Here is a 22,139-nt window from a genome sequence, read left to right on the forward strand (position 1 = left end):
CGAGTAAATTCCACCTTCCCCGATGGGCAGATATATATCTGTCCGATGATACAGTGTGTTCGATACGATGGTCACGAATGGCTCGGCAGACGGGCACCCAGATCGGGTTGCCGAGCAGACTGTCCTCGTGGTCGACGACGACGAGGACCTCGCAGATACATGTAAATATTGGCTCAGTGGGGAGCGATACACTGTCGAGACAGCCTACGGTGGCCGCGCAGCCCTCAACCGCATCGACGACAGCGTCGACGTGGTGCTGCTCGACCGGCGAATGCCGAGCATCTCCGGTGACGACGTCCTCGAAGAGATTCGAGCCCGCGGCATCGACTGCCGCGTCGCGATGATGACCGCCGTCGAACCGGACACGGATATCGTCGACATGCCGTTCGATACGTACCTCGTCAAACCGGTCTCCGAATCCGACGTCAAAGAGACCGTCGAGGAACTGCTCTTTCGGTCGGGGTTCGACGACGAAATCCGCGAGTACTTCGCGCTCGAATCGACAGAACAGGCACTGGGCAGTCGTGAGCTCGACGAACTCCGTGAACCGGAAGCGCTGGACGAACTTCGCAGCCGACTCGACGCGGTCAGAAGCGAACACGAGGCGGCGATTCAGTACCGCGAAGAGCAACTCGACCGGTTGACCCGCGTCAACGGACTCATCCGCGATGTCGACCGGGCACTCATCGACGCCCGAACACGTGACGAAATCGAACAGACAGTCTGTGACGCCGTCGCAGATGCCCACGAAGCAGCGTTCATCCTTCGCAGGACCGCCGCCGGCGTCCTTCGGTGTACTGCGCAGTCGGGGCTTGGCTGTGACCCGTCCGACGTCGACCACAGCTTCGTCGACGACGTGTTCGACCCAAACGACCCCGACGACGTGTACCGCTTCGACGACATCACCGCCACGCACCGCTCGGCAGTGTTCAACGGACGGGCGGCCGACCTCGGCACTGTCTCTGGCCTCTGTGTCCCGATTACCTATCAGGGGACAGTGTACGGAGCGCTCACCGTCTACGACGGGACGGCCGCCTTCGACGACGAGTCCATGGCCCTGTTTACGGACCTCGGTGCGACAGTCGGAAACGGCATCAACGCCGCCGAGAGCAAGCGCCTCCTCAACGGCGACAGCGTCGTCGAACTCGAATTCAGTCTCGGTGCCGACTCCGACGTGCTCGCGACGCTCACGACAGACGTTGGGTGTGCTCTCTCGCTCAACGGCGTCGCGCAGGTAAACGACGGAGTCACGTGTTTCGTCACCGTCACGGGTGCCGCAGGAAGCGACGTCGTCGAATCGGCCGTCGAGTACGACGCCATCTCGAACGTTCGAATCGTCACCGACGGTGCCGACGAGTCAGTGATAGAGGTGCGAATCGACGCCGACTCGCCGCTCCTCACAGCCATCGACCACGGAGCCAGTGTCGAGGCACTCGAACTCTCGAACGGCAGTGGGAGTCTCGCCATCCACGTCGCGGCCGACGCCGACCACGGGGCGCTCGTCGAGGCGGTCACGGGGGCGGCACCGAACGTCTCCGTCGTCGCCAAACGAGAGGTCGAACAGTCGACACAGTCGACCGAGTCGTTCCGGACCGAACTCGACGAGAAGCTGACCGACCGGCAGAAAGCCGTCTTAGAGACGTCGCTCGTGTCGGGGTATTTCGACTGGCCGCGAGGAAGTACGGCCGAAGAGGTGGCAGATTCGCTCGGTATCTCGCCGCCGACGCTCCACGAGCATCTCCGCGCAGCGGAACGGAAACTCATCGAGACCTACTTCGACGAACTAGAAACGACTCCGGCGAGCGATTAGAGACCGGCTTATTCGGCTGTTACGCCACGAGTGTCATCTGCGAAGCGTGCGACTGCATCGAAGATATCTGTTTTCGTTACGGGTTTGGTGAGGACATCGTCAGCGGGGAGGTCCGACAGTTCGTCGCTCGGCGTCGCGCTCAACATGACGACTGCAGGGCTGTCGGCGTCGGATCTATGTCGTAACTCCTGGAGAACAGTCTCTCCCGGGAGGCCGGGTAAGTTTCGGTCGAGAAAGACGACATCGACATCCTCGTCGAACAACTGGAGTGCCTCTCGTCCGGAGTATGCGACTCGGACCTGACAGCGGCGTTCGAGCCACAGCGCGAGGCTATCGGCGAGTTCGACTTCGTCGTCGACGAGGAGGACGGTCGGCGTGTCGGATACGTGGTCGTGTGTCATCTCTCAAATCTGGTGGAGGGCAGACGAGTCGACGCCCGGCCGGTCGCGAGCGTGGATTCGACTGTCGTGGGGGGAGTGTTCACGCGTCGTTCATACGTTGTGCCCGCTCTTCGCCGCAGCGAGTACACTGTGTGACCCGGTATGGTTCGCGCGAGAACTGGCGGTTCTCGCGTTTCCTGCTCTCGGTCTTTATCTCGATAGATACCTGATGTGGGGTGCGTGACTCGCACGTTGGACACTCTTCAGCGAACTCGTTGTAACGGGGACTGCTTTTACTCTTCGACATAGGGGGTCGCAGAAGAAGGTAGGAACTGGTCGGGGTTCAACAGGGAGCCTAATTGATTTGGGTCGCAGAAGAGATGTGCCAGACGACGGGGCGTTGGGAGGAGACGAGATTCACTCTGCAGCGAGGATTTTCTCGTCGTACTTGTCGCGGAACTCCTGGATGAGCGTCCCCATCTGGGCGTACCAATCGTTGAGCATCCGCTGCATGTCGTCTGCAATTTCGTTGGGGTCAGTTGGGAGGTAGACGTGGTAGTAGCCTCCGTGTTCGTAGTTGACCTGTTCTTTCTGGATGAGTCCTGCCTGAAGCAGTCGCTGGATGGAGCGATACGCAGTCGAGCGTTCGCGTTCGACAGCCTCAGCAACTTCGTCGACGGTTAGCGGGTCCTCGGTTTCGACGAGAACTTCGAAGCACCGTCGGTCGAGTTGTTTGAGTCCGTGGAGGCACTCAAGGAGCCCCTCACACTGCATGTCAGATTGCAGATATTCGACCATCGAGGTTGCCATTATCGAATCAGGGTACGTATTCAGCACTCAAAAGGTTTTGTATGCTTCGCACAACACCGGCTGTGTTGTCGAAGCCTTCGAAGGGGTGGTCAGCGGGTGATGCGACGGTTAGTCGGCGGTCGATGTCGTGCCAGTCGAACCTGCACGCACCGACTTGAGGGCGCTGTAGACGACGGCACCGGCGACCATGAGTGCAGACCCGAGGATGAGGGCGAGGCTGACGTAGTCGAGCATCCCGATACCGAGGTAGTTTCCGGCCTGACGGACTGCAACGGCGAGCGCACCGAGCAGGAGCATCAGTCCGAAGTAAATCTTGATTTCGTCTTCGTTGACGATGGAGGTCGCCGCAGAGCCAACACGGGCACCGAGTGCGGAGCCAGCGAGGAGCGGAGCGACGATGGAGAGGTCGACGCCGCCGGATTGGGCGTAGAGGAACGACCCGATACCACCCGAGAACATAATCTCGAAGAGGTCAGTTCCGACAGCGATGGGCACGGGAACGCCAATCAGGTAGAACAGCGCTGGCATGCGGATGAATCCGCCGCCCACGCCGAGGAAGCCCGAGAGGAGGCCCGTCACGAACGCGACGAGGAGCACCATCCAGAGCGACACCTGAATGCCACCACGGAGGGTAATCATCGGTGGAAGCGAGTAGCTCTGAATCTTCTTCGCGATTTCTGGGATATCGTCGGCGTCGATTTCGGCATCTTCGTCCACGTCGTGGCTCACGCCGCCGCCACTGCCACCTTTGAGTGCCTCGTAGGTGACGAAGAGCCCGATTCCGCCGAGGAGCAGCACGTACGTGATGCTGATGATGTTCCCGGCGAGACCCAACTCTTCGAGGTGAAGGACGATTTCTTTCCCGACTTCGAGACCGATCGTCGTCCCGATAATCATCGAGACACCGAGTTTGTAGTCGACTTGCCCGAGGTCACGGTGCTTGAGCGTCGCGATGACAGACGTCCCGAAGACGAACGCGAGACCGGACCCGACAGCGACGCGCGATGGGTAGCCCATGACCAGCAGCGCGGGCGTGACGAGGAACGACCCGCCCATCCCGAAGAAGCCGAAGAGGACCCCGATGAGGAGGCCGAATCCGACGAACATTGCCAGCAATGCGGCCGAGATTCCGAAGAGTTCGAACATGCTATTCACCACCGACGTATTTCATCACGGACGGCCCGAGAGCGCTCTCTAGTGCGCCGTATCCGACGTACAGCACCATCGCCTCAACGAGCACGATACCGACGAGGGCCGCCGCATACGAGTTACCACTGAGCGTTTCGATTCCAAGCATCTTACCGATACCTCGGAGGGTATGTAGCTGATATTGTACGAATCATACTTTCCTGTACAGTGCTGGCTAACCGGAGAGAGGATATAACGCTTTTGGGAACAGCGTACAATACCATATCGGAATGAGATACGTATAAGTTATGAATTGGACACAGAAATACCGTCAAACTGTGGCTAGATTTGTACCATGGAGAGTTACAATCATATTTGGCCGCTATCTATGACGAGCTAATATTCTATGATGTGTGCAATACTGTAACGCGGCTTAGGCGTCGTCACAGCGGGACTGAGCGGGAACGCACAGTATTCGGAGCAGAAGTTCACAGGGCTACTCTCGAGGCAGACACAGGGTGAAGACAGCCGCAGAACGATGCGCTTCGAGTCGGTTTGTGCCGACAAGACCGGACCGTGAACAGCGCCTGACAGTCGGCGAGAGAGCGTCTCGTCGCTGGAAGGCTGTCAAAAAACCGTACGGAGAAAGCCGAGTGAAGAAAATCGAGTGGAGAAAACCGAGTGGAGAAAACCGAGTGGAGAAAACAGAGTGGAGAAAACCGAGTCGCCGTCGAATCGCCGTCGGGTTAATCCGCAGAGGTTCCGACCGCGGCACTCTCGGTTCGGCGAGCGCGCCACAGGCCCTGGAGATATGCGCCGAGGAACATCCCACCGATCGCGATGAGGATGGGATAGTTACCGACACCGAGGCTGGCGTACGCCGCCCCGGGGCAGATGCCCGAGATACCCCACCCGGCACCGAAGATGACGCCACCCGTGACGACGTTCTTGTCGAACGACTTCAGGCGACGACCGTAGTTCGTTCCGGTGAGTGGTGCGCGGTCACCGAACGTCTCCGCGAGTGCGAAGACGATTCCGGTGACCACTGCGGCACCGCCCATGACGAAGACGAGGCCGAAGTCGTCGAACTGGAGGAAGTCGATGACGACTTCCGGTCGAGCCATGTTACTCAGTCCGAGGCCGAACCCGAATATCAGGCCGCCCACGATGATGGTCAGCAGGAACCCGAGGTCACGTTGGCTATCACTCATCGTCATGGCGACACCCCCAGCGCTTGCAGGAGTTGGGCGACGCCGATGGCGACGACCATGAAGGTGGCGACGTTGACGAACGAGGTTCGCGAGCGAGAGCCGACGCCGCAAACCCCGTGCCCGGACGTACATCCTTTCCCGATGCGAGTCCCGATGCCGACGAGGACGCCACCGAGCGCAAAGCGCCACGGTTGTACTTCGGAGACCCACCATTCGCCCCCACCGAGTGTGAGGGTGTAGATGGCAGCACCGGCGATGATACTCAGCGTGAAGACGACGCGCCAGTTGCGCGACGCGACGTACTTCGCTTTGTTGAATCGCGGGAGGTCGGAGACGTACGAGAGCGTCGATTCGAGGAACGTACTCGCGCCCGCGATGATACCCGTTCCGAGATAGATGATGGCGGTTCCGAGACCGATGAGGAGGCCACCGAGCGCGTAGTGCGCAATCCCGTTCGGGAAGAGGCTATCGACGAGGAGCGGCGTCAGTCCAGACATTTAGTTCGTCAGGGCTTCGTTGCTGGCCGCGCAGTTGTTCGGGCCAAGTTCGAGTTCGAACGCGCGGTCATCGTCCGACTCTTGCACACCGAGGTTGGTCTCGATGATGTCGATGTAGTTGGCCGGGCGAGGCGGCATGTCCGAGAGGATGAACTCGACGAACTCGTCTTTGGGCATTGAGAGAGCACCCATGGTGTCCTTGAGTTCCCCGAGCGTGGCCGTGTATGTGCCGTCTTCGGCGGGGTTTGCCGCATCACTGAAGTGCGCAGAGGCCACGATGAAGTGGTCGTCGTGGTTGAGGACGCGCTCCTGCAGTGAGTCGTAGAGCATGGCAGCGGCGTCCGGTGCGCCTTCGTCACCGTCTTCGAGGTCGGGACGAGCGACCGACTCGATGAACAGGCCGTCACCCGTAAAGAGCACGTTGTCGACGTTGTACGTCGTCATGCCGGTGGTGTGGCCGGGCGTGTGGATGGCTTCGAGTTCGGTGGTGCCGATAGTGAGCGTCTCGCCGTCGGCGATGGTGTCGTAGGCGACGTCGTAGTCGACGCCGCGGTCTTCGGCGGCCTCAGGGATGATACCTGTGACGCCGTGGTCTTCGACCAGCGTGCGAACGCCGCTGATGTGGTCGGCGTGAATGTGCGTGTCGATGGCGTACTTCAGTTCGGCACCCATCGCCTTCGCGTCCTGCACGTACACGTCCGAGAAGTACCGAAGCGGGTCGATGACGGCCGCCTCGTCGCCGTCGACGATGAGGTAGCCGAGACATCCGCTGGAGGGACGCTGGTACTGCGCCACGACGGCGTCTCCCTCGGTATCCAGTTCGGTGTACTCGTAGATGCTGGCCCAGCCGTTCATTCCCTCTTCGAGGGCGATTGCGTCGTAGCCCTCCTCGATGAGGATGCCGGCGACGTATTCGGAGGAAGAACCCTTCGCACAGAGGACGACGAACTCCTCGTCTTCGGGGAGGTCCGCGAAGACGTCGTCGTTCAGGTCTTCGTCGAGGAACTCGAAGTACGGGATGTTGACGTGCGAGACGTTCTCTCCTTCGATGCGCCACTCCTCGAACTCTGAGGACATACGGTTGTCGAGAATGGTCAGCGATTCACCGGCGTCGATACGCTCTTTGAGCGTCTCGGGTTCGATGAGGGGAACTTCGACATCCAGTTCGGGAAGGTCTGGTTCAGTCATGTATGCATCCCCCACTATTAGATGGCCCAACTTAAGGGTTTGCATAGTCTTTTGAAGTTTCTGCAATACTAAATGGCAAGAAGAGGCCGTTGAGTAGTTCGATTACGCACGAGCGAGTGCGTCGTATGACTCTACACTGCGCGACACCGAGGCATATGGCAGTGTCAGAGTGCAACGATTCGGATATTGCGCAGTCTGCCCAAGAACCGACACACTTTTACGAAACACCCTGATATTGTGGGTTACACCCAACACAGGTGAACTCCAAAAATGAGTGAGTACGAACCAAACGAAACCCTCGACGTGAAAGGACTGTCCTGCCCAATGCCCGTCGTCAAGACCCGCAGTGCGGTCGACGACCTCTCGTCCGGAGAGATTCTCGAAGTCATCTCTACGGACTCCGGCAGTATGAGCGACCTGAAAGGCTGGGCCGACAGCACCGACGGTGTCGATATGCTCGACCAAGACGAGTCCGAGGAAGACGGCCAGGCGCTCTTCCTCCACTACATCCAGAAGGAATGAACTCAGACGCTGACGCGCCCGTCGATACGGCGACCGCCTCCGTCGAAGACCTTCAGGCCCAGATTCAGGCCCTGGAAGAAGAGGTCTCTGACCTCCGAGAGGCGACCGACGACGACGGGCAGAAGTCGATGACCATCATCGCGACGAAAGGCACGCTCGACATGGCGTACCCGCCGCTCATCCTCGCGAGCACGGCGGCCGCCTTCGGCTGGGACGTCGTGGTCTTCCACACGTTCTGGGGGCTCGACATCCTCCACGAAGAGAAGTCGAAGAACCTCAAACTCAGTGCCGTAGGCAACCCCAGCATGCCGATGCCGAACGCCGTCGCCGCACTCCCCTTCATGGACAGCGTCGCGACGAGCATGATGGAAAAGAAAATCGAAGAAAACGGGACTGCGACCATCGAGGAACTCATCGAGACGTCTCTCGACATGGGCGTCGACCTGCAGGCCTGTCAGATGACCATCGAACTGATGGGGTACGACGAAGACGAGTTCTACGACGGTGTCACCACCGGCGTGGGCGCGGCGACGGCACTCCAGCACATGGGAGATGCCGACGTCCAACTCATGATCTGACCTGCCAGTCAATCCAAACCTCCCCACCACCACCGCGCTCAACGACGCTCAGCCCCACGCATCAACCCTCCCACTACCAACCACCACCACCACTCCCTTCTGACGTCGTTGACGAGCGGGCGCGTTTCCTGCCTCCGCTCAGACGTGCCACCCACCGCCAAAGGAACGGAATCGGGCTAAATCGTGTCCAAACAGGACATCCGCACCGGTCCGCCGTTCCAGTTCCTTTATCTTTTGTAGACTGTCGAACCAGTCTCGTTCACTCCAGAGGAGCCCCGGCCCGAGTGGAATCTCGTCGTCGTAGTTGCCCTCGACGTAACACTCGTCACCGGCGATGAGTACGTCGCCATCGGGCGTCTCGATGTGCGCGCCCATCACGCCGGGTGTGTGGCCCGGAAGGTGAACGAGACGGACTCCATCGAACAACGTGTGCTCGTCGCCGTGGACGATATTCCAGTTCAGGTCGTGGTCGAAATCCGACGCGAGGTATGCAATCGACCCCTCGGTCGTCTTCGCGGAGTAGTACGCGAACTTCAGTTCCTCCTCGTGGACGTAGATTGGGACGTCGGTGCCGGCGAACTCCGCGAGTCCCCCGGCGTGGTCGAGATGGAGGTGGCTCATCACCACGCCGTCGATGTCTGCCATCGAATACCCAACTGCGTCGAGGTCGGCCTCCAGCGTGTGGTCTGCGGCGTCGACGTGTGAGAAAGCCTCGTACAGTGGTGCAGGCCAGTACCCGTTTCCTGCGTCTGGGTTCGAACCGGTGTCCCAGAGGAGTGTCTGATTCGGGCCGTCGATGACTGCGTTCCAGACGACGAATTCGGCCATCTCGTGGGCCGGATTCGGATTTGACGCGCTTCCCATCGAATAGCCGTCGATGACGTAGCCCATATCTGCGTGGACGCGGCCTCGGTCGACGAGGTGGACACCAATGTCACTCATACCCACAGTTGGGATGGGACGAAGATAACACTTCAGGCAAACAACGTGTTAGCACAGGTCGTTGTCAGGCAGCGCCACCTCCGAACCCCGTGAGACGTTGGTTACTGGTTCGGCTGGGCTTCCTCGTACGGCTGAACGATGACGAATCCGTCGTTGCCGGAGAATTCGAGTTGGTACGTCTCGCCCGAAGACCGTCCGAGCAGGCTCTTGATGTTGATGTCGCGTTTCGACGACGGCGAGACGTTCCCGCTCCAGGCGACTGTGGCGTTCGGGTCCGTGTTCACGGGCGTCTCCAGGACGAGGGGTTTTCCGTGCGTCGTGATTGCGACGTGGCCCGGTCCTTCGAGGAATACGTTGAACAACCCGCCGGTGGACGCGCCGGCGATGCTCTTGAGCATCTTGATATCCCACTGGACGCTGTCTTCGAACGCGAGGACGTCGTTTCCGTTGACGCTAATCTCCTCGCCAGCATCGAGTTCGAGAATCTGGACTTCCTTGCCCTGGTCGGCGAGATAGAGATGGCCCGACCCGGACGCCTGCATCATCACCTGGCCTTCGCCCGTGGCCTTCTTCTTCAGCATTCCTTTCAGACCGCCGGCAGACTTCCGCTCGAACGAGACATCGCCCGTATAGCTGACCATCGTTCCGGCTTTGGCCATGATGCTTCCGTCGAGTGTGATATCGAGGAGTTTCGAGTTCTCCAGTTCGAACGTCTTGCCACCGTCTTTCGGTGCGTACGAGTTGACGAATTCTTCGAGTTGCATGATAGTCACGAAGCCGTGAGAAACGACTCTACGTGCACAGGTGGCAGTCTCCCACATAATTCTATTTGCCGTCAGATGACGAGACACGAATCGGGAGACGGGGTTCGATTCTGACGGGTCCGACGTGCAGACACCGCTCGAATGTCGCGGCGGGGTGTTACTCTCGGGTTCTGTGGCCGGGGTTCCATTCGCCGTCGAACGACTCGTGCGTGAAGGGAACGGCGTCCTCACCGGCGTAGGTGGCGACCAACTGGCCGTCGCCTTCCAGATAGTACTTGTAAGTCGTCAACCCTTCGAGGCCGACAGGGCCGCGAGCGTGTATCTTCCCGGTCGAGATTCCGACTTCGGCACCCAACCCGTAGCGGTAGCCGTCTGCGAACCGAGTCGAGGCGTTGTGGAAGACGCTGGCGGCGTCGACGCCGGTCATGAACGTCTCGGCGGTGGCCGCGTCGTCGGTGACGATTGCCTCGGTGTGTTTCGAACCGTACGTGTTGATGTGGTCGATAGCCGCGTACAGGCCGTCGACCACCTTTATCGAGAGTTCGAGGTCGCCGTACTCCGTCGACCAGTCGTCCTCGGTTGCGGGGTCGATGTCGACGTACTCCTGCGTGGCCTCGTCGCCGCGGAGTTCCACTCCCTCGGCACGATAGCGTTCGACGACCGACGGGAGGAACGCTTCGGCCACGGACCGGTCCACGAGGAGCGTCTCGACGGCGTTACACACTGCTGGGTACTGCACCTTCGCGTCGAGGGCGATGTCTTCGGCCATCTCGAGGTCAGCCGCCTCGTCGACGTAGACGTGACAGATTCCCTCTGTGTGGCCGAGGACGGGAATCTGCGTGTTGCTCTCGATGTAGCTGACGAACTCCGACGACCCACGCGGCATCACGAGGTCGACCATGTCGTCCAGTTCGAGCAGTCTATCGACTTCCTCGTGGGCTTCGATGAGCGTCGCCCATCCGTCGGGGAGGTCCGCCGTCGCCGACAGAATCGTCTCGTAGAGGATTCGGTTGGATTCGAGGGCTTCGCTGCCGCCTTTGAGGATGACCGCGTTGCCCGATTTGAGCGCCAGCGCGGCAATCTGGACGAGCGCGTCGGGGCGCGATTCGAAGATGGTCGCGACGACGCCGATCGGAACCGAGAGTTTGTACAGTTCGAGGGCGGCGTCCAGTTCTCTCGCGTCTAAGGTCTTCCCGAGCGGGTCGTCTTGCGCCGCGACGGACTCGACCATTCCGGCGATGTCGTCGAGTTTTGCCTCGTCGAGTTTGAGTCGGTCGACGAGCGCCTGCGTGTACTCGCCGTCGGCGAGCAGTGTCTCGGCCTCCGCGACGTCCTCGCGGTTCGCCGCGAGAATCGCGTCGCTGTTATCGCGGATGGCGTCGGCGATGGCCCCCAGCGCGGCGTTTCGGTCGGACTCCTCGACGTTGGCGAGGCGCAGTGCCGCGGTCTGTGCCTGCTCGACCTGTCTGGTCGTGTCTCGCTCAGTCATCGATTCCTCCGTCGACCGGCAGGAACATTGTTCCCACGGATTCTCCCTCGGCTATCTTCGTCAGCACGTCGGGCTCGGTCGAGCGCGCGATGATTGCCGGAATCCCGTGTTCGGCCGCGTCGCGCGCGCCGCGAACTTTCGTCTGGATACCGCCAAAGCCACCAGTCGAACTCTGGGTGACGATTTCCTCGACGTCGCTGTAGTTGGTACCGACGACCTCGATACGCTCGGCGTCGGGGTTCTCCTTTGGATTTCCGGTGTAGACGCCGCCGACGTCGGTGAGCGTTACGAGCAAGTCGACGTCGACACCGATTGCGATGCTCGACGATATCATGTCGTTGTCACCGATTTGAAGCTCCTCGATGGCGACGGCGTCGTTTTCGTTGATGATGGGCACGACGCCCCACTCCAGAAGCGTCTCGATGGTGTTTCGGAAGTTCGTGAACCGTTCGGGGTTCTCCAGATCGTTTTGCGTGATGAGTATCTGGGCGACTTTCCGGTCGTACCGCTCGAAACTCTCGGTGTAACGGTGCATCAGCAGACTCTGACCGACAGTCGAAAGCGCCTGCGATGCCTCGACGCTGTCTTTCGACTGGTCGAGGTGTCCGATGCCGGCACCCACCGCGCCGGAGGAGACGAGCAGTACGTCTTTGCCGCGCGAGAGGAGCGACTCGATGTCGTCGACGAGTTTATCGAGTTTGTCGTCGTCGAGGTTGGAGTCGTCGTCGGTCAGCGAGTTGGTTCCGGCCTTGACCACGACGCGATTGGCCTCGGCTGCCATCCGACGGGCCGCGGCGACGGCGTCAGTATCGACTGTTTCAGGCGTCATCGAACTCCTCTGCTAACTCTTTCGACCGTCGCTCGGCCGCGACGACGGCGTCGGTGACGGCCTGGTCGGCGTTGCTGTCCCAGAGAACTTCCATCCCCTCGATCGTGGTTCCGTTGGGCGAACAGACAGCGTCGATGAGTTCGTCGGCGGTGCGGTCGTCTTGAACCACGGTTTCGGCCGCGCCTTTGAACGTCTGTGCGGCCAGTATCTCGGCGTCCGCTTCAGAGAGACCACCCTCGATGCCGGCTTGCTTCATCGCTTCGATGAGATAGAAGACGAATGCAGGACCGCTCCCGTTGACCGCCGTGGCAATATCCATCTTGCTCTCGTCGACTTCGACGAACTCTCCCACGTCGCCGAGGAGTTCCCGCACCTCGTCGGTCAACGCGCCGGTCGCCGCCGCAGCCATATCCCGAGTTTCGGCGGCGAGATTCGGCATTATCCGGACGACCTGTGCGTCGGTCCGGGCCTCGACGAACGTGGTCGGAACCCCGGCAGCAATCGTGACCAACGTCTGTTCGGCCGAGAGGTCGAGTTCCGTCAGTACGGCCTCGACGATGTCGGGTTTGACGGCAACAAACACGACGTCGGCCGTCGCTGCTCGTGTGACGTCGTCTGTCGTCTCTTCACAGTAGTCGGCGACTGCGGAGAGGGCGTTCGGGTCGAGGTCGCACGCGATAATCGTGTGACCTCCGGCTTTCCAGAGACCCGTGATGAGTGCACTGCCCATGTTTCCGCAACCGATGACGCTCGCGCGAACCATTAGATGCAGAGTCATGGTCGAACACCCAGATAGTAGCTGCGTTTTAGTCAAGCAATGCGAGACCTGGCAACGGGAGCGGCAATAAAATAGGAAACAAGTAACCGAAGTCGGCCGATTCGAAGCGAGTATCTCTGGAATGGGTCGGTGAAGAACTCAGAGACTGCCCTGCCGGTAGATGAGGTTGCGCTGAATCTCGTTTGCCCCCTCGTAGATGACCGGAATACGAACGTCGCGGTAGATGCGCGAAATCTTGTACTCGTTGAGCACGGAACGCCCACCGTGGAGTTGCATGCCGCGTTCTGCCACATCGACGGCCATCTCGGTCGATTTCGTCTTCGCCGACGCGGCCCAGAACCCCGCGTCTTCGTTGTTCTCGACTTTCTCTGCGGCACGCCAGTTGAGCGCGCGCGCCGCTTCGAACTCCATGCGCATGTCCGCGAGGATGTGCTGGACTGCCTGGAACTCTGAGACGGTCCGACCGAACGCGTTTCGGTCGTGGACGAACGTCCAGGCTTCCTCGATAGCGGCGGCAGCGAGGCCGATGCCGTGGCCACCGACGATGATTCGGCCGTGGTTGAAGAAGTCTGCGAGCATGTAGAACCCGCCTCCTTCCGTGCCGATGAGGTTCTCGTCGGGAACTTCGCAGTCGTCGAAGACGATGTGTCCCTGCTTCGACGCTCGCATACCCATCTTCTCGGGGATGTGTTCTGCGTCGTATCCGGGCGTGTCTGTCGGGACGATGAACATCGAGTAGTTGGAGTAGCGGTCACCCGTGTCACCAGTCTTCGCGTAGACGGTGAGCCAATCTGCTTCGACGGCGTTGCCGACCCAGTATTTCTCGCCGTTGAGGACGTATCCGTCCTCGGTCTGTTCGGCAGTCGTCTTCATGCCCGCCAGGTCCGACCCGGTCTGGGGTTCCGAGACGGCGAGTCCCGAAATCATGTCGTTTTCGGCGACAGGGCGGAGCCAGTTTTCTTTCTGGTCTTCGGAGCCGTAGTGCTGCAATATCTCGCACCCGAACGACGCGAGCTGGAGCGTCAGTGCGATGCCGGCGTCGACGCGGTATAACTCTTCAGAGAGTGCCAGAATCTGTTGGAGGTCGAAGCCTCTGCCGCCGTACGCTTCGCTGATATCCTGTGCGACCAATCCAGCATCCATCCCCGCTTCGAGTACGTCTCGCGGATACTCGCCGGACTCGTAGTAGTCCTCGGCAACGGGCGCGATGTATTCTTCTGCGAATTCGCGTGCCTCCTGTTTGACCTCACGGGCGTGCTCGGGCACGATTGATTCGTCGAGAAGTTCCATACTTCGTGGTAGGCTCGAACACCCAAAATAATGTGGGAACTTGGTGAAACTTAGAATTGGTTTTTTGTTTTAGGTTTGGACTGGGCTGTTCGAACGTGTCGTACCAAGCGAAAAGTCGGCGGAGACGGTGGCGTCAGTTCTGAGACGGTGCGTCTTCGTCGGGAGTTTTCCCCTCGATGAGCGACGAGTCGTCGTACTCCTCACGAAGGACCTTCTTGTCGAACTTGCCTGTTGCTGTCTTCGGAACCGACTCGATGAAGACGACTTCGTCCGGCGTCCACCACTTGGGGAACTCCGAGCGAACGAGGTCAACGACTTCGGTCTTGAGTTCGGCTTTGTCAGCACCCTTTTTCGGGACGATGAACGCGACAGGGCGCTCTTGCCATCGTTCGTGCGGGACACCGACGACTGTCGCTTCCGCGACGCCGTCGTGTGCCATGATGGTGTTTTCGAGTTCGACCGAAGAGATCCACTCACCGCCGGACTTGATGACGTCCTTCGCCCGGTCGACGATTTTGACGTATCCATCTTCGTCGACGGTCACGACGTCTCCTGTCTTCAACCAGTTGCCCTCGAAGTCTTCTTCGTTCGCGTCGGGGCGCTGGAAGTACTCCGTCGTGACCCACGGCCCGCGGACCCACAGTTCGCCGAAGTCCTCGCCGTTCCACGGCACTTCGTTGCCGTCGTCGTCGACGACGCGCATCTCCAGCCCGGGGACGAGCAGCCCCTGCATCCCCTGTTTTTCGTACTTCTCGTCCTTCGAGAGGCCGTCCATCCCGGGTTTGAGATGTGCGACGGTGCCGACCGGCGACATCTCGGTCATCCCCCACGCGTGAAGGACTTCCACGTCGTACTCCTCGTCGAATCGGCGGATGACGGATTTCGGTGCTGCTGCCCCGCCGATGACGATTCGGTCGAGTGACGAGATGTCGGTGTCGTTCTCTTCGAGATATTCGAGGAGGCCGAGCCAGACCGTCGGCACCCCTGCGGTGATGGTCACGCCCTCGTTTTCGATGAGTTTTGCGAGGTCTTCCGGCGTCGGAGACGGACCGGGATAGACGTGTTTCGCACCGGCGGCAGTCATCGAATACGGCAGTCCCCACGCGTTGACGTGGAACATCGGGACGACGGGCATGACGACGTCGTCTGCGCCGATATCGAGCGCGGACTGTGGGAGCGTCGCCATCGTGTGCGCCCAGAGCATCTGCTGGGAGTACTCGACGCCTTTCGGTTCACCGGTGGTTCCCGAGGTGTAACACATGCCCGCCGGTTGGTCCTCGGGGAGGTCAGGCCAGTCGTACTCCTCGGGATAGTCCGCGATGAACGACTCGTAATCTGTGACTGGTTCCAGTGTCGTGTCTGGAACCTCCGGTGCCATCACGACGAACTGGTCGACAGACGAGAACGCCGCTTCGTCGTACGCGCCCGCGAGTTTGGGTGCGAGAGACGGGTCGACGAAGATGATGCGGTCTTCCGCGTTTTCGACGATATACTGGATGTGGTGGTCCGGGAGAAGCGGGTTGATCGTGTGCAGTTGCGCACCCATCGAGGGGATACCGAAGTACGTCTCGAAGTGTCGGCCGTGGTTCCAACAGAACGTCGCGACTCGGTCGCCGTCCCCGATTCCGGCGTCTTCGAGTGCCCCCGCGAGTTGTGCGACGCGGCCTTCGTACTCGGCGTAGGAGTACCGTTTGATGCCCTCCGCCGTTCGAGAGACGATTTCGCGGTCCGGATAGAGTTTGCCAGCACGCCACAAAAACGGTCGAAGTGTTTGGTTGGTAGCACCTACCATAACAACCACTCAGAGGTAAAACGTAATGATTGTTTGGACGAGAACGAGAAAGACGCGGGCTACTGATTTTCGGAAAACACCACGGCAGGTTCACGCGTCGTCTGAACTGGGCGACTGCGTGTCGTCGTCTTCGTCGTGTTCTACAACCGACTCGTCGCCAAACTCGAATTCGGCGATGTCGTCGGCGTCGTCTTCGTCGTCGGGCTGCGTCTCTGGTTTGCCGTCAGCTTGCGTCTCCGGTTCGTCGTCAGCTTGCGTCTCCGGTTCGTCGTCGGTGGTGCTCTCTGCGGCGTCCTCGTCGACGACACCTTCCTCACTATCTTCCTCGATGTTTGCATCTTGGCTCTCTTCACCGACATCTTCGTCTCGGCTGTCGTCCTCAACGTCTTGGCCTTCACCATCGACTTCGTCCGGCTCCACAGTGTGTGGGCCATCTTCGTCGTTCACGTCTTCTGATGGAGACTCATCCGATTCGTCGTCGCCGCCGGCATCGTCTTCGACGACTGAGTCGTCGGCTACCGAGTCGTCGCCGACCGAATCAGGACTGTCACCGTCGTCGGTTGGCGGTTCTAGCTCTGCTTTCGGACCCGGCTTGGCCGCTTGCAGGCGCTCACGGACCGTATCCCGGTCGATCGTTCCCGACACCGTTCGGGGAAGTTCGTCGGTCGTTTCGACGAGTCGTGGGACTTTGAACCCCGCAAGTCGTTCACGGCAGAACGCATCGAGCGACGCGCGGTCGAGTCTAAGGTCCGGGTCACTGGGGACGACGAGTGCGCTCACGCGCTCACCCCACTCTCGGTCGGGTACGCCAAGCACCACCGCGTCTTCGATGGCGGGATACTGGCGGAGTACGTCCACCACTTCACCCGGGTCGACGTTCTCGCCGCCAGTGATGATACGGTCGTCTTTTCGATTGAGTACGTACAGGAGGCCATCTTCATCCCGATAGCCAATATCTCCGGTTCGAAGACCAGCGTCAGTGAACGATTCAGCCGTGGCCGCAGCGTTGTTGTAGTACCCCGGGGAGACGGTCAATCCAGAGACGACGATTTCTCCGGGCGTTCCCGGTTCGACGGGTCGTCCGTCTTCGTCCACGATGTCCATGTCGACGAAGAAGAGTGGCCGGCCGACAGTCCCGATAGACGAAAACGCCTCGCGAGGCGTCGCCGTGGCGATTTGTGAGGCCGTCTCGGTCATCCCGTAGGTTGGATAGACCGGGACCGAGTAGTTCCGGCAGCGTTCGATGAGCTCTTCAGACGCTGGTGCGCCGCCGAGGAGGACGACGCGAAGCGAGTCCGAGAGCGTCCCTCGACTGTCGAGCATTTGTTTGAGCATCGTCGGAACGAGCGAGGCACCGGTCACGTCGTACTTTCCGATGTCGTCGGCCGCGGCGCCGGCATCGAACCCTTCGCGAAGGACGATGGTCGAGCCGTACAGCGGACTGCGGAGAATCGGGCCGATACCACCCATGTGGTGTAACGAGAGGGTGACGAGCCATCGGTCACCCTGTGAGAGTCCGAGTCTAAACGACGAGGCGACGGCGTTCGCCAAGACGTTCCCCATGGTGAGTCGGACGGCTTTCGGTCTCCCAGTGGTCCCCGACGTGAACAGAAGCAACATCGTATCCGAAAGGTCCCACGTGACGGGTGTGATTGCCTTCGGCGCAATGGACGGGAGGTTGATGACCCCTTCCCAGTGAGGTTCGTCCACGGAGACGACCGGAACGTCAGACGTGGCTTCGACGGCAGTCGCTTCGGTGGATTCACCACAGACGAGTGCAGTCACGTCCGCAATCTCGAGATTGCGGGTGAGTTCGTCCGGTGTGAGTCGTTCGCTACACGGGACGAGTGTCACCCCGAGACGACTAGCGGCGTGAATGAGTTTGACGTACTCGATGCTCGGTTCGAGGACGACGCCGAGATGGTCGCCCGGGCGAAGGCCGAGTGCCGCAAGTTGCCCGGCCGTCTCCGAGACGAGTGTATCGAGTTCTTCGAACGTCAGGGAGTCACCAGTGGGTGCGTGGATGAGTGCCCGCTGGTCGGGCGTTGTTGCCACGCGGTGCGAGAGCCAATCTCGCATCGTCCCCGACAGGGCGTTCGTGGCCTGAGAGGTGGTCTCGTTCTCGGTAGCGACGTGGGTGTCGTCTTCAGTCGAGTCGTTGCTGTCGTCTTCAGTCGAGTCGTTGCTGTCGTCTTCAGTCGAGTCGTTGCTGTCGTCTTCAGTCGAGTCGTTGCTGTCGTCTTCAGTCGAGTCGTTGCTGTCGTCTTCACCGGAAACGTTGCTGTCGTCTTCGACGAGGACGTCGCTGTCGTTCACAAGTGGGGCGTCACCGTCGTCGTCTGTCGATTGTTCAGTCATCGGATACCACCGTGTGTCGCAGAGACTGCAGACGCGGGGACGAGAGTCGAGTGGGCGTGTGGAGTCAGTGGAGGGCGGCGACCGACGCTAATGGGAGACAAACTCCACGAGTACGCCACCTGTCGATTTCGGGTGAAGAAAGGCAACGTCGTGTCCCCACGCACCAGGGCGCGGTTCCTCGTCGATGAGTTCGACACCCGCGTTGCGGGCCGTCTCCAGCGCATCGTCGATATCGTCGGGTTCGAGTGCGATGTGGTGAATGCCCGGGCCGTTCTTTTCGAGGTATTTCCCGATGGCTCCCCCTTCGTGCGGTTCGAGTAGTTCGAAGTAGCCGTCTTCGAGTTCGAGGAACACGACGGTCATCCCGTCGAACGTCTCCTCGTGGGCCACCGGTGCGTCGAACACCTCCACGAACAACGCGGCCAATCCGGCAGCGTCCGGCGTGGCGATTCCGATGTGGTCGAAGTGCATGTCATCACCTCTCTGGGCATAACGGATAAACCCAGACGGTTCGAGTGTCCTGTCATGATAGTAACTACAACTGAGACTGTCGCAGGTCGTGAGATAACAGAAACACTCGGAACGGTCCGTGGTAATACGGTTCGCGCGCGGAACGTGGGCCGGGACATCACGCAGGGTCTCCGAAACGTCGTCGGTGGCGAACTCAAGTCCTACACCGGCCTCTTGGCCGACTCCCGCGACGAAGCGACAGACCGGATGGTAGACGATGCCGAATCGATGGGTGCAGATGCCATCGTCAGTGTTCGGTACGTCACTGCCGAGGTTGCACAGGGTGCGGCCGAAATTCTCGCCTACGGAACCGCGGTCAAACTCGCTGCGGAGTCTGGGTCGAACACGGACGTCGCGTGAAGCGTTGCGGACCGTGAGCGACACAGTACAGCGAGTCGGTTTCACCCTTCGCCGGGTGGCAACCGCTCCTGAAACAGTTGCGGCGTTCGCCCTGTTCGTCCTTGCGTGGGGCGCAGGGTTCGCTGGAATCCTTCCCATCGAGGTGTGGGTTATCGACTTCCCAGCGCTCGCGCTTGCATTCTTCCTGGATACGCTCGCGTTCAACGAGTTTGGCATCCGAGAGAATTCGGTATTCTACCCGGCACTCGCAGTCGCGATGTATCTAGAAGCGATGCTCGTCGGCGCAGTCATTCGCTGGTGGCGACAGAATCACGTCGTCGGAGAGGCCGGTGATTCGTCCGAGTAAGTCGCCGATTCCGGCTCGACAGCACCGGGGAGGAGCCGTCGCGTCAGCGGGAGTTGTGTGACAACTCGATTCGGGACGTGGCCAAATTGACGGGTGGGGAGGGCCGAAGTGCGAATGCGGAGAGCCGAAGTGCGAATGCGGAGGGCCGGATTGGCATGTTTGGAGGGCCGAAGTGCGAGTCGTGGGAGGTGATTGCGTCAGCGGGTTCGACGGTCGAAACGCCGAATTCGAACGGTGACTGGGATGACCTCACTCGCCTGCAGTTCGGGCGAACGTCACACGAACTGGCAGGACGGGGAGGTTGACAGCTACTGTTTCTCGCTCGATGCGGGCGACAGCGAATCGGACGGCGGCGACTAAGCCGACGGACACACTCACCGCGACGAGCGAGAGCACGGGATAGCTGGCGACCACGATGGGGCTGACCATGAGCGCCACCATGGCAACCTGCACCGTGAACGAACGCGGTGACAGATGGTGGGCGGGCGGGTAGTCGGAGGCGGTACGAGGGTCTCGGAACTGTCTTCGTGACATGTGTCTTTCTTGGTGGGAACAATCGGAGGCGATACCGGGGGCTCTCGAACTGTGAGATACCCCACGACGCACCGGTTGCACTGCTGTCTGTCGTGTCGGTGCGAAAACTGCACCGAATGAGACGGCAACCGGGCGTGTAAACGGGGGATTAGAATCCAGTATTACGCATCGGTAATCCTCGTAATCGCCAACAGGAGGTGCGGTATTAAATCTTATTGGCCGAGCGTAAGTATTAAATTAGTTACTTGTTCTCATGCTCCGTGTGAACTCTCCTCACGCCATTCCGGGGTCGTGTTCTCCGAACTCTTCGCGGAGCACACCACAGATTTCCCCGACTGTCGCGTACGCTTTGACCGCCTCGACGATGGGCGGCATGAGGTTTTCGTCGGAGTTTGCGGCCGCCCGAACGTCTTCGAGCGCGTTCTCGACTGCCCCGGTGTCGCGTTCTTCTTTTACTGCTTCGAGCGATTCGACCTGCGTTTGCTCTTCTTCTTCGGTAACTTCCTGGACTTCGACGGTCGGTTCCTCGTCGACCTGATACTCGTTGACGCCGACGATGATTCGCTCGTGGGCTTCGACCTCGCGCTGGCGTTCGTAGGCGACATCCTGAATCTCGCGCTGGACCCACTGGTTTTTGATGGCGTCGAGCATCCCGCCGCGTTCGTCCACGTCGTCCAAGATGTCGAACGCTTCGTCTTCGATTTCGTCGGTCAGGGCTTCGACGTAGTAACTGCCGGCGAGTGGGTCGATGGTGTCTGCAGCACCTGACTCGTGGGCGAGGATCTGCTGGGTCCGGAGCGCCGTCCGGACCGACTTCTCTGTCGGAAGCGACAGCGCCTCGTCCTTCCCGTTGGTGTGCAGCGACTGCGTCCCGCCGAGGACTGCTGCCAGCGCCTGATACGCCACACGGACGACGTTGTTCTCGACCTGCTGGGCCGTCAGTGTCGACCCACCTGTCTGCGTGTGGAACTTCAGTTGCATCGACTTGGGGTTCTCCGCTCCGAAGCGGTCTTCCATAATCTTCGCCCACATGCGACGGGCGGCACGGAACTTTGCCACCTCTTCGAGGATGTTGTTGTGGGCGTTGAAGAAGAACGACAGCTGGGGTGCGAATTCGTCGACGTCGAGGCCGGCATCGACCGCGGCCTGCACGTACTGGATCCCGTCACCGAGCGTGAACGCAATCTCCTGTGCTGCGGTCGAACCTGCTTCGCGGATGTGGTAGCCAGAGATGGAGATGGTGTTGAACTTCGGCGTCTCCTGTGCGCAGAACTCGAAGATGTCCGTGATGAGTCGCATCGACGGCTCTGGTGGGTAGATGTAGAGGTTGCGCGCGACGTACTCTTTCAGAATATCGTTTTGAATCGTTCCACGAAGTTGTTCTCGGGGAACACCCTGCTTGTCACCGAGTGCGACGTACATCGCGAGCAACACCGACGCAGGCGCGTTGATGGTCATCGACGTCGAGACCTCGCCGAGGTCGATTCCGTCGAAGACCGTCTCCATGTCGTGGAGGCTATCGATAGCGACACCCGACTTGCCGACTTCGCCAGCGGCCATCATGGCGTCCGAGTCGTACCCCATCTGCGTCGGCAAGTCGAATGCGAGTGAGAGACCAGACGACCCGTTGTCGATGAGGTAGCGGAAGCGTTCGTTCGTCTCGGCGGCGGTTCCGAATCCGGCGTACTGTCGCATCGTCCAGAGTCGCCCACGGTGCATCGTCGGGTAGACACCGCGCGTGTACGGTTTCTCGCCGGGGAACCCGACATCCTCCCGATAGTCGATGTCGACGTCGGCCGGTGTGTACAGGCGCTCGACGACTGTGCCTCCCGTGTCAGTCGTGAATTCGTCCGCTCGCTCCCCGAACCGTTCGAGTGTCGGTGAGAGTGTCTCTTCCTCCCACTCGGCTTTCGACGCTCGAATCTGGTCGAGTTCCTCGGGGTCAAACATGGTAAACGATGAGAGATGATTCACCTTAAGCGTAGGCAGATTACATGTGACCTGACCCGTCCACCATCCGAAA

24 protein-coding genes are annotated in these 22,139 nt (G+C 60.2%); 5 read left to right on the top strand and 19 right to left on the bottom strand.

All coding sequences use genetic code 11. From position 1 onward, the window contains the following. Window positions 1-67: 67 nt before the first annotated feature. The gene (locus ACK3SC_RS07850; RefSeq protein WP_416839558.1) at window positions 68-1,810 is read left to right on the top strand and encodes a bacterio-opsin activator domain-containing protein; all 1,743 of its coding nucleotides are present in this window, start codon (window positions 68-70) and stop codon (window positions 1,808-1,810) included. A gap of 8 nt (window positions 1,811-1,818) precedes the next feature. Here ACK3SC_RS07850 and ACK3SC_RS07855 read toward each other — a convergent pair whose 3' ends face one another. From ACK3SC_RS07855 to ACK3SC_RS07890, 8 genes are all read right to left on the bottom strand, one after another. Beyond that, the gene (locus tag ACK3SC_RS07855) at window positions 1,819-2,211 is read right to left on the bottom strand and encodes a response regulator transcription factor (protein WP_416839559.1); all 393 of its coding nucleotides are present in this window, start codon (window positions 2,209-2,211) and stop codon (window positions 1,819-1,821) included. Window positions 2,212-2,290: 79 nt separating this feature from the next. Continuing rightward, the gene (locus tag ACK3SC_RS07860) at window positions 2,291-2,497 is read right to left on the bottom strand and encodes a hypothetical protein (protein ID WP_416839560.1); all 207 of its coding nucleotides are present in this window, start codon (window positions 2,495-2,497) and stop codon (window positions 2,291-2,293) included. A 110-nt stretch (window positions 2,498-2,607) separates the two neighbouring features. Then, window positions 2,608-2,988: a helix-turn-helix domain-containing protein gene (locus tag ACK3SC_RS07865; protein WP_416839960.1), complete on the bottom strand. Its 381-nt coding sequence runs from the start codon at window positions 2,986-2,988 to the stop codon at window positions 2,608-2,610. Between the two features lie 120 nt (window positions 2,989-3,108). Beyond that, the gene (locus ACK3SC_RS07870; protein WP_416839561.1) at window positions 3,109-4,146 is read right to left on the bottom strand and encodes a sulfite exporter TauE/SafE family protein; all 1,038 of its coding nucleotides are present in this window, start codon (window positions 4,144-4,146) and stop codon (window positions 3,109-3,111) included. A gap of 1 nt (window position 4,147) precedes the next feature. Next, window positions 4,148-4,297: a hypothetical protein gene (locus ACK3SC_RS07875; protein WP_416839562.1), complete on the bottom strand. Its 150-nt coding sequence runs from the start codon at window positions 4,295-4,297 to the stop codon at window positions 4,148-4,150. 577 nt (window positions 4,298-4,874) lie between these two features. After that, window positions 4,875-5,339, bottom strand: coding sequence for a YeeE/YedE family protein (locus tag ACK3SC_RS07880; protein ID WP_416839563.1), 465 nt, complete (start codon window positions 5,337-5,339; stop codon window positions 4,875-4,877). Window positions 5,340-5,341: 2 nt separating this feature from the next. Next, window positions 5,342-5,836, bottom strand: coding sequence for a YeeE/YedE family protein (locus ACK3SC_RS07885; RefSeq protein ID WP_416839564.1), 495 nt, complete (start codon window positions 5,834-5,836; stop codon window positions 5,342-5,344). After that, the gene (locus ACK3SC_RS07890) at window positions 5,837-7,024 is read right to left on the bottom strand and encodes an MBL fold metallo-hydrolase (protein ID WP_416839565.1); all 1,188 of its coding nucleotides are present in this window, start codon (window positions 7,022-7,024) and stop codon (window positions 5,837-5,839) included. A 270-nt stretch (window positions 7,025-7,294) separates the two neighbouring features. Between ACK3SC_RS07890 and ACK3SC_RS07895 the strand changes: the two genes are divergently transcribed. Beyond that, window positions 7,295-7,546, top strand: coding sequence for a sulfurtransferase TusA family protein (locus ACK3SC_RS07895; RefSeq protein ID WP_416839566.1), 252 nt, complete (start codon window positions 7,295-7,297; stop codon window positions 7,544-7,546). Then, window positions 7,543-8,124 carry a DsrE/DsrF/DrsH-like family protein gene (locus ACK3SC_RS07900; RefSeq protein WP_416839567.1) on the top strand — a complete coding sequence of 194 codons (582 nt, stop codon included), beginning with the start codon at window positions 7,543-7,545 and terminating at the stop codon, window positions 8,122-8,124. Before ACK3SC_RS07895 ends, ACK3SC_RS07900 begins: the two co-directional genes overlap by 4 nt. A gap of 138 nt (window positions 8,125-8,262) precedes the next feature. On the opposite strand, the gene ACK3SC_RS07905 is transcribed toward ACK3SC_RS07900, so the two are convergent. The 9 genes from ACK3SC_RS07905 to mce all read right to left on the bottom strand — a co-directional run bounded on the left by ACK3SC_RS07905 (window position 8,263) and on the right by mce (window position 18,837). Beyond that, the gene (locus ACK3SC_RS07905; protein ID WP_416839568.1) at window positions 8,263-9,066 is read right to left on the bottom strand and encodes an N-acyl homoserine lactonase family protein; all 804 of its coding nucleotides are present in this window, start codon (window positions 9,064-9,066) and stop codon (window positions 8,263-8,265) included. A gap of 101 nt (window positions 9,067-9,167) precedes the next feature. Beyond that, window positions 9,168-9,830: an AIM24 family protein gene (locus ACK3SC_RS07910; protein WP_416839569.1), complete on the bottom strand. Its 663-nt coding sequence runs from the start codon at window positions 9,828-9,830 to the stop codon at window positions 9,168-9,170. Window positions 9,831-9,987: 157 nt separating this feature from the next. Continuing rightward, the gene (locus ACK3SC_RS07915; RefSeq protein WP_416839570.1) at window positions 9,988-11,319 is read right to left on the bottom strand and encodes a glutamate-5-semialdehyde dehydrogenase; all 1,332 of its coding nucleotides are present in this window, start codon (window positions 11,317-11,319) and stop codon (window positions 9,988-9,990) included. Further along, window positions 11,312-12,148 carry a glutamate 5-kinase gene (gene proB, locus ACK3SC_RS07920; protein WP_416839571.1) on the bottom strand — a complete coding sequence of 279 codons (837 nt, stop codon included), beginning with the start codon at window positions 12,146-12,148 and terminating at the stop codon, window positions 11,312-11,314. The genes ACK3SC_RS07915 and proB overlap by 8 nt, the downstream gene beginning before the upstream one ends. Next, window positions 12,138-12,911, bottom strand: a complete 774-nt coding sequence (gene proC / locus ACK3SC_RS07925) for a pyrroline-5-carboxylate reductase (protein ID WP_416839961.1) — start codon at window positions 12,909-12,911, stop codon at window positions 12,138-12,140. The genes proB and proC overlap by 11 nt, the downstream gene beginning before the upstream one ends. Window positions 12,912-13,064: 153 nt before the next feature. Beyond that, complete coding sequence (locus ACK3SC_RS07930; protein WP_416839572.1) at window positions 13,065-14,216, bottom strand: acyl-CoA dehydrogenase family protein; 1,152 nt, start codon at window positions 14,214-14,216, stop codon at window positions 13,065-13,067. Window positions 14,217-14,349: 133 nt separating this feature from the next. Continuing rightward, the gene (locus ACK3SC_RS07935) at window positions 14,350-16,008 is read right to left on the bottom strand and encodes a long-chain fatty acid--CoA ligase (protein WP_416839573.1); all 1,659 of its coding nucleotides are present in this window, start codon (window positions 16,006-16,008) and stop codon (window positions 14,350-14,352) included. A 90-nt stretch (window positions 16,009-16,098) separates the two neighbouring features. Then, window positions 16,099-18,087 carry an o-succinylbenzoate--CoA ligase gene (gene menE, locus ACK3SC_RS07940; protein ID WP_416839962.1) on the bottom strand — a complete coding sequence of 663 codons (1,989 nt, stop codon included), beginning with the start codon at window positions 18,085-18,087 and terminating at the stop codon, window positions 16,099-16,101. A 366-nt stretch (window positions 18,088-18,453) separates the two neighbouring features. Further along, window positions 18,454-18,837 (bottom strand): methylmalonyl-CoA epimerase, encoded by a 384-nt coding sequence (gene mce / locus ACK3SC_RS07945; RefSeq protein WP_416839574.1) that lies wholly within the window; start codon window positions 18,835-18,837, stop codon window positions 18,454-18,456. A gap of 54 nt (window positions 18,838-18,891) precedes the next feature. On the opposite strand from mce, the gene ACK3SC_RS07950 reads away from it, so the two are divergent. After that, on the top strand, window positions 18,892-19,236 hold the full coding sequence (locus tag ACK3SC_RS07950; protein ID WP_416839575.1) for a YbjQ family protein: 345 nt from the start codon (window positions 18,892-18,894) through the stop codon (window positions 19,234-19,236). Between the two features lie 13 nt (window positions 19,237-19,249). Further along, a complete protein-coding gene (locus ACK3SC_RS07955; RefSeq protein ID WP_416839576.1) occupies window positions 19,250-19,582 on the top strand; it encodes a hypothetical protein in 333 nt (110 codons plus the stop codon). Window positions 19,583-19,831: 249 nt separating this feature from the next. Here the strand turns inward: ACK3SC_RS07955 and ACK3SC_RS07960 are convergent, their stop codons facing one another. Together ACK3SC_RS07960 and ACK3SC_RS07965 are read right to left on the bottom strand one after the other, a co-directional pair. Beyond that, the gene (locus tag ACK3SC_RS07960) at window positions 19,832-20,011 is read right to left on the bottom strand and encodes a hypothetical protein (protein WP_416839577.1); all 180 of its coding nucleotides are present in this window, start codon (window positions 20,009-20,011) and stop codon (window positions 19,832-19,834) included. Window positions 20,012-20,389: 378 nt separating this feature from the next. Beyond that, a complete protein-coding gene (locus ACK3SC_RS07965) occupies window positions 20,390-22,066 on the bottom strand; it encodes an acyl-CoA mutase large subunit family protein (RefSeq protein WP_416839578.1) in 1,677 nt (558 codons plus the stop codon). Window positions 22,067-22,139 lie beyond the last annotated feature (73 nt).

Origin of the sequence: Haloferax sp. DFSO52, assembly GCF_048158745.1 — an archaeon.
In the GTDB taxonomy this organism is placed as follows: domain Archaea; phylum Halobacteriota; class Halobacteria; order Halobacteriales; family Haloferacaceae; genus Haloferax.